This window comes from Lactococcus sp. FSL W8-0209 (genome assembly GCF_038006585.1).
Taxonomy (GTDB): Bacteria; Bacillota; Bacilli; order Lactobacillales; family Streptococcaceae; genus Lactococcus; species Lactococcus lactis.
In genome coordinates this window covers 1-7,192 of record NZ_JBBOVN010000006.1, presented here as the reverse complement: position 1 = coordinate 7,192, position 7,192 = coordinate 1, and the positions used below count along the sequence as shown (strand labels likewise).

Genomic DNA, 7,192 nt, shown 5'->3' with positions numbered 1-7,192 from the left:
TAAGGGTCATATTTAAAAGCTAAAATTGTACGTTTTAGTCAATTACATACAAGCCTATTTAAGGGCTTTTTCTATATTATTACTAACTCACGTTTAAAATCGCTTAGAAGGTAAACTATGAGCTTATAGGACTATTCAAAGCGTTTAGACTAAACAAAGTAGCCACGACCGTTAGGGAGTTCTTTTTAGTGGATGAACGAACAAAAAATCTCTCGTATTTTGTTTGTTCATCCATGGTTTTAGAAAAAAGAGGGACGATTTCGGAAGAAGAAAATCGTCTCTTTTTTTCTTCTTTTTGTATGACAAAAAGAAAGATCTTTTGCCCATTTTATTTTTATAAAATGAGTAGGTGGCGTTTGCGTAAAGCAAATCGACACAATCCAAAGGGGATAAAAGGGGAAAGTGAAACTTCCCCCTTTTCAAGCCACATTGTAATACAAGAACAAAGTGTTTTGTATTACAATGTGATAGCTTGCAGTATTTATGGTTTTATATTTGCTATTTTGTTGTGAGGATTGTAACCGAATAGGGCGCAAAGCTTATTACAAAATCAATGACAAAGGGCGATTGAGAAATGAGCGCTGAGGCATTTTATCTTTGAGGAAGTTCTTGATGGATCAGAAAATGTATCACAAATTGAAACAAAGACTCACTCATTTAAGAGACGCTACTAGCATGAAATTTTGTTGTTGCGATAAGCAACTTCTGATACACGATTTTTAGCCATTACATCACTCGTTTTTAGAGTGGTGTGTAAGTGCGCATTGCACTCTTTTTTTACGAAACAAGCCGACCAGCGTTTGAAACTTTTTAGTTTTTCATCATTCTATTTTAAAACGCTCTAAAACTCGATTTAAGCGACTTTAATTCGAAACGGTCTATTTGTTCAAAGGGAGCATTAAGAATGCTTAAACGAGCTTTTAAGTGGGTTTAAATTGATTTTGAATTGAATAGCTTGTTGTAAGTTGTAAAAAAAACAAGTTAAACAAAGTATTGGTTTTCCATTTAAGGGTTGTTAGGGCTTGCCCTGACCGTCTGTAAGACGCTTGATTGCATGATATGAGTATTTAGCTAGTCAAACAGTTAAAACAGCTTATATGAGCAATTAGAGGGAATCCAATAAATTCCTAAAAGTGGTTTTGATCTTTTCTTTTAGCGAGGGAACGAAGTGAACGGTGCAAGTAAAATGTGAGCGTGGTTTTCGCTCAATCCTTTTTTGATGATTTTGACCTTTGGTTTTAAATTTTTGAAAAAAATAAAAAAAAGGCGAAGCCTATATTAATTTATCATATATATTTTAATCTTTTGTTCTTTTGCGTCAAAAAAAAGTCAGGTTTTTCAAGGGTTTACAGAATAATAAGACGACAAAAATCGATGTATAAGACGACAAAAATCGATGTATAAGACGACAAAAATCGATGTATAAGACGACAAGCGAAAATAATTGCGTCTAATTATGATATAATAAAAGCATAGAGAAAAGTCACGTCTAAATCACTTTCTCTATGCAACTACTAAAACACGCAAAGGAGCGTATTTATATTATGATTATACCAGAAAATAAAAACAATCAAAAGCAGGTGCTGACCTTGAATGACCTTGAAAAAAGAAAAGTAGTGGAGCATAACGCTTTAATTCAAAGCGTGGCTAAAATGCAAAAGACCGCTCTCAAAATGTTTGAATTAGCCGTGTCTTGCATTGATACGGAAAATCTACCTGAAAATAATACGGTTTATCTTTCAAAGAAAGAGTTATTTTCTTTCTTTGAAGTATCGTCTAGTAGTAAGCATAGTCAATTCAAAGAAGCAATTGAGTTGATGCAGAAGCAAGCCTACTTTAAAATCAAGTCCAATAAATCATTAGGTATTGAGTATGAAAGTATTGTGCCTATTCCTTATGTAAAATGGAACGATTATAATGATGAAGTGCTGATTCGTTTCAGTCCTGAAATTATGCCTTATCTGATTAACTTAAAAGCAGAATTTACTCAATATAAAATTTCAGAACTACAAAAGCTCAATAGCAAGTACAGCCTTATTTTGTACCGTTGGTTGTCTATGCAATACAACCAATACGAGCATTACAGCGTGAAGGGCGGACGGAGAGCCGAGCAAGTGGAAGCCTACCGCAATCCGTCTATTTCTATACAAGAATTAAGAACCATAACGGATACAGTTAGCGATTTTAAAAGATTTTTTGACTTTGAAAAAAGAGTATTAAAAAATGCAGTTGAAGAAATCAACGCTCACACTTCTTTTAACGTGACCTATGAGAAAAGGAAAGCAGGACGGAGCATTGACTCTATTATCTTTCATATCGAAAAGAAACACCAAGCAGACGATAACAGCTATAAGTTAGAAGATAAAGATTATCAATCCGACAAAGAGGAAAAATCAAGAAATGAAGCTGACTTATTAAAACAGGCAATGGAAAGTAAGTACACACGATTATTGATTGAAAACTTTCTCTTATCCCCTCTTGAAATGACGGACACGGCACTTATGGCAGGTTTGCAAAAGAACGTCTATCCGCTTTATGACGAGTTAAAGGAATTAAGAGGATTGAATGGGGTCAAAGACCACTTGTCTTATGTATCTAGCAAACAAGAAGCCTATTCTAAACGCAATGTAGCGAAGTATCTGAAAAAAGCAATCGAGCAATATCTACCTACGGTTAAAAGGCAGGACTTATGATGAGTGAAAAGTTAAAGACAATCAAAGAGCTTGCAGATGAGTTGAGTGTTACAAAACAAAATATTCAATATCACTACCAAAGGTTACCAAAAGAATTACAGCTTAAAAGTTCCAATGGGTCTAATCTAATAAATTCTAAAGCAGAAAAAATAATTTTAGGTAAAGTAGAAAGTGGTAGCAAATCAAATACAAAAGACCAACAAATAGGTAGCAAAGAAAATTTTGAAGATGAAAAATTAGATAATCCCTTTATTAATAGATTAATCAAAGAAGTTGAGTATTTGAAAATAGACAAGGATAAAATTATATCTACCAAAGACCAACAAATAAGTAGCAAAGACCAACAAATAGAAAAACTAACTAATTTGTTAGACCAACAACAACGATTAGCCTTGCAGGATAAAAAGTTGCTAGAAGAGTACAAGGCGGAGAATGATAACCTTAAAGCTCTTAAAATGCCCTCACAGGAAACAGAATTCAAACACTTAGACAATCAATATAAAGATGAAGTGAACGCTCTTAAAGAGAAGTTGGAAAATTTGCAGGAACAAATCAAAGATCAAAAAAGGATAGAAGAACAAGAAAAACCAAGAAAATGGTGGGGACTATGGCGAAAATAGATGATTCAGTTAAAAAGAAAGTTCCAGAATTAAGGTTTCCGGGATTTACGGATGATTGGGAAGAGCGTAAGTTGGAGGATATCTTTTTGTATAAGCAAGGGCAACAAGTACCCGTAGAAAACCAATTTACCAAACCAGGGAAGCATAGACATAGATTTATTAGAATAGTAGATTTAACTACAACAGATGAAGAACCGAGATATATTGAATATTCAGGACACAATACAATTTCTGCTACAGATCTTTTTATGATTAGATACGGACAACCCGGAGTTATAGGTTATGGGTATGAGGGAGTAATTGCCAATAATCTTTTTAAATTAATTCCTAAGGTTAAAGCTAATAACCGTTTTTTTAAATATAGATTAGATTCTATGTACCCAAAGATTCAGTCTCTTTCTAGTAGCACAACAATGCCTGCCATAAGTTTCAAGTCACTAGATGTTTTAGATGTTAGGTATCCCGATATAAAAGAACAAGAAAAAATTGGGGCATTCTTTAAACAACTAGATGGCACTATCGCTCTTCATCAACGTAAGTTAGATTTGTTGAAAGAACAGAAAAAAGGCTACTTGCAAAAAATGTTCCCTAAAAATGGTGCCAAAGTTCCTGAATTGCGATTTGCGGGGTTTGCTGACGATTGGGAAGATCGTAAGTTAAAAGATGTTACTGAGCGAGTAAGATCTAATGACGGGAGAATGGATTTACCTACACTAACCATGTCTGCTAGTAGTGGTTGGTTAGACCAAAAAGATAGATTCTCTGGAGACATTTCAGGTAAAGAGAAAAAGAATTATACTTTATTGAAAAAGGGAGAATTATCGTATAATCACGGAAATTCTAAGCTAGCTAAATACGGAGTTGTATTCAGTCTAACAAATTATGAAGAAGCACTTGTCCCAAGGGTTTACCATAGTTTTAAAGCGTTAGAGAATACGTCGGCTGACTTCATTGAGTATATGTTTTCAACTAAACTACCTGATAGAGAATTAGGAAAATTAGTATCTTCTGGGGCTCGTATGGATGGACTGTTAAATATTAACTATGATGATTTCATGAATATTCATATATCTACCCCTAATTATGAAGAACAAATTTTGATGTCTGCTTTCTTTAGAAAATTAGATGAGAATATCGCTCTTCATCAACGTAAGTTAGATTTATTGAAAGAACAGAAAAAAGGCTTTTTACAAAAGATGTTTGTTTAGGGTCTATAATTAGATAATAACCCCTAACAAAACCTATTAAAACAGCCCTCATTATCTGACTAGTAGATAATGGGGGCTGTTTTTTTGTTCGCTGGTATAATAGTGCCATGTGAAAAGCGATAGGTGGATTGATCTATAAAAATAAAAATAATGCTTGTAGAGCTATTTATTCAACAGAAGTTGCTCACTGAGCATACATTGTGCTGTTGGATGAGTCTGGACCATTCTGCCTAATATACATATGACACTTCGTATCACATTATTTCGGTCTTTCTGAGATTCCTAGCGGAAGTCTTTGCCAACTGAAAGTTACAAAAAGGGGCGTTTGCCCTATAACTCAATCAAACAAAAAAGACGGTTCCGCGTCTCTTTTGTTCTTGTTTTTCTCGTTCGTCGAGAAATTATAAATTTTCATAATTTTTATAGTAAAACGTAAAAGCTAACTACTTCGTATTTTCATCCGACTTTAACTAAACTACCTCATTCATAGGCGCTAGTTGTATAGTGGTGACTCGCAACTTTAGTATTTGGGTTATAGATATGATAAGCAGGAATTCCTTTTTAAGCTGTTAGAATTGTAACTAAATCTCTTCACCAACCTTGACTTAAAAGGTAATTCGCTTCTTAACCACTTGCTGTATAAAAGTGTTATCCAGCATTGGGATTATATAGTCGGAAAATAGTCGGAAAACTTTGCAACAGAACCCCTTTTATTAAAGAGCGTATGCCATTGAGAATTAATGTTCAGAAAAAAGCTAATGGAGCTGCAGATGTTTTAATTGAAACAGAAATTGATCCAAATAAGGATTATGGGCACAAAATTTTTATCAAAGATGGTTTTAGTATCGGTTATAATGGTGAGGGAGCAAGAGGCCTTTTAAATCTATTTAAAATGTTAGGTGCTGATAATTCTGAACTAGAGTCCTTGGTACTTGAAAATAATGAGCAATTTAGAAATAAGAGATTAGTAGTTGAGATAGAAGAATAAATACAAAAAGACACCAGAACAGATGGTGCTTTTTATTTTCGTGACTTATCAAAGTAGTAGGAGATGTAAAAATGTGTAACTTAAAAATAACACAAATGTAAAAACAAAACAAAACACAATATATAGTTAAATATGTTGGTATAAAGTCTACATATTGTGTTTTGAATATATTTTAACAGAATTAATGATTTTCACGTTAAAATGACCTCTTTACATTACTTAGGCGTCTTGTTATAATAATCTTACCCGAACTCTTACATTTCCCTGGAGCTATAAGTCTCCAAAGATGCAGAGTCTTTTTTTGTATATAAGGTCTAAAATTAATGGTAGAAACTAGAACAGAAGAAAAACCGTATACTTATTATTGCCTTGAGCCAGATATGAATAAAAACATGAAACAGTTTTTGAACTTTGAAAAAATTAAAGAAGAACTGGGCAAGCCAAGTATATATAATAACGCAATTGTTAAAATAAAAAATGAAGATGAACAAGAAGTAAAAAATTTTCTAGTAAATCACAATTATTATTCATTTTCTATCTATAAAAAACAACTTCCCATTAGGGAAAATAGTATTTTTGATTTTAAAGACTGCCTAGAAATATATGAGTTTGATTCCATTTTAAGGAATAATTTGCAAAAATTCACAGGGGATATAGAAAACTTGGTAAAGGCAAGTTTGATAAACTCTTTATGTTCTCATTATGAAGGAGAGCTACAAGTCGGTGAGTGCTATTTAGATTTTAGCATATATAGTAATTCAGAAAATGCTCAAGAAATGATTAAAACATTTGGTAAAAGAACATATTCTAGTGCTCAATCACTTCCGATTAAACATCATATTAACAATAAGGAAGGGTATTTACCATTATGGGTTATTGTTCCTGAACTGACCTTCGGAGAAACAACGCACTTTATTTCTCTGCTACATGAAGAATATCGAAAAAAATGGATACATGACTTATTTTTAACAAAAGAATATTATGCAAAAGAAGTTGCTCTTTATCCGCATATTATTAGTTCAGCAACGTCGTGGATTAGGGCCGGTTGGTTTATTAGGAATAGATCAGCGCATTATGGAAGAATATATGGCTTACCGTTTCAAATAGTTCCACCAACTTTTTATGCCCCTACTTTAAGAAAATTGAAAGCATTGAAACTCAAGAAAAAAGATGATAATAAAGACTTATTTGCATTTATGTTATCTATAAAACAAGTTTTATTATGTCATGATTCAATTGTTCAACATGAATGGGATATATTTATTGATGAAATTCATTCAAAATTGGAAGGAAGTGAGATTCTATCTCCTGATAAGATGGGATTTCCTGATAATTATTGTAGGTTTTTACTTATTAATGAAAAACCAATTAATGAAAAACAATCAATAAAATTACAAGCATGTTTTACATGGAAAAATGATTAGAATATAAGCAACTCAGAACTTAAATGTTCTGAGTTTTTTAATCTACTAAGTTTATTAATGTGTCCACCAGAGTATACTCCAAATATCCGCTTTCACTTTCTGTTATAATAGGATTTATAGAAGGTCAAGGAAGTTGAGCATAAAATTCAGTTAATAAGTAATAAGGAGAAGTTGTGAAAAAACAAAGAGGCTCATAACTTAACAGTTGTGAGCTGTTTTTTGAATGCTGATGAATAGTGAGGTTAGAGCAGGTCATAAA

6 protein-coding genes are annotated in these 7,192 nt (G+C 32.8%); all 6 read left to right on the top strand.

Annotated features, from left to right (window positions below; all coding sequences use genetic code 11):
• The first annotated feature begins 188 nt into the window (after positions 1-188).
• On the top strand, positions 189-512 hold the full coding sequence (locus MKX45_RS12485) for a cytochrome B (RefSeq protein WP_340817448.1): 324 nt from the start codon (positions 189-191) through the stop codon (positions 510-512).
• Positions 513-1,541: 1,029 nt separating this feature from the next.
• Positions 1,542-2,693 (top strand): RepB family plasmid replication initiator protein, encoded by a 1,152-nt coding sequence (locus MKX45_RS12480; protein WP_340817449.1) that lies wholly within the window; start codon positions 1,542-1,544, stop codon positions 2,691-2,693.
• Complete coding sequence (locus tag MKX45_RS12475) at positions 2,693-3,313, top strand: DUF3450 domain-containing protein (RefSeq protein ID WP_137015761.1); 621 nt, start codon at positions 2,693-2,695, stop codon at positions 3,311-3,313. The genes MKX45_RS12480 and MKX45_RS12475 overlap by 1 nt, the downstream gene beginning before the upstream one ends.
• Positions 3,301-4,521: a restriction endonuclease subunit S gene (locus MKX45_RS12470; RefSeq protein ID WP_340817447.1), complete on the top strand. Its 1,221-nt coding sequence runs from the start codon at positions 3,301-3,303 to the stop codon at positions 4,519-4,521. Before MKX45_RS12475 ends, MKX45_RS12470 begins: the two co-directional genes overlap by 13 nt.
• A gap of 730 nt (positions 4,522-5,251) precedes the next feature.
• On the top strand, positions 5,252-5,509 hold the full coding sequence (locus tag MKX45_RS12465; protein ID WP_340817446.1) for a hypothetical protein: 258 nt from the start codon (positions 5,252-5,254) through the stop codon (positions 5,507-5,509).
• 323 nt (positions 5,510-5,832) lie between these two features.
• The gene (locus MKX45_RS12460) at positions 5,833-6,933 is read left to right on the top strand and encodes an Abi family protein (RefSeq protein WP_340817445.1); all 1,101 of its coding nucleotides are present in this window, start codon (positions 5,833-5,835) and stop codon (positions 6,931-6,933) included.
• Positions 6,934-7,192: the final 259 nt, after the last annotated feature.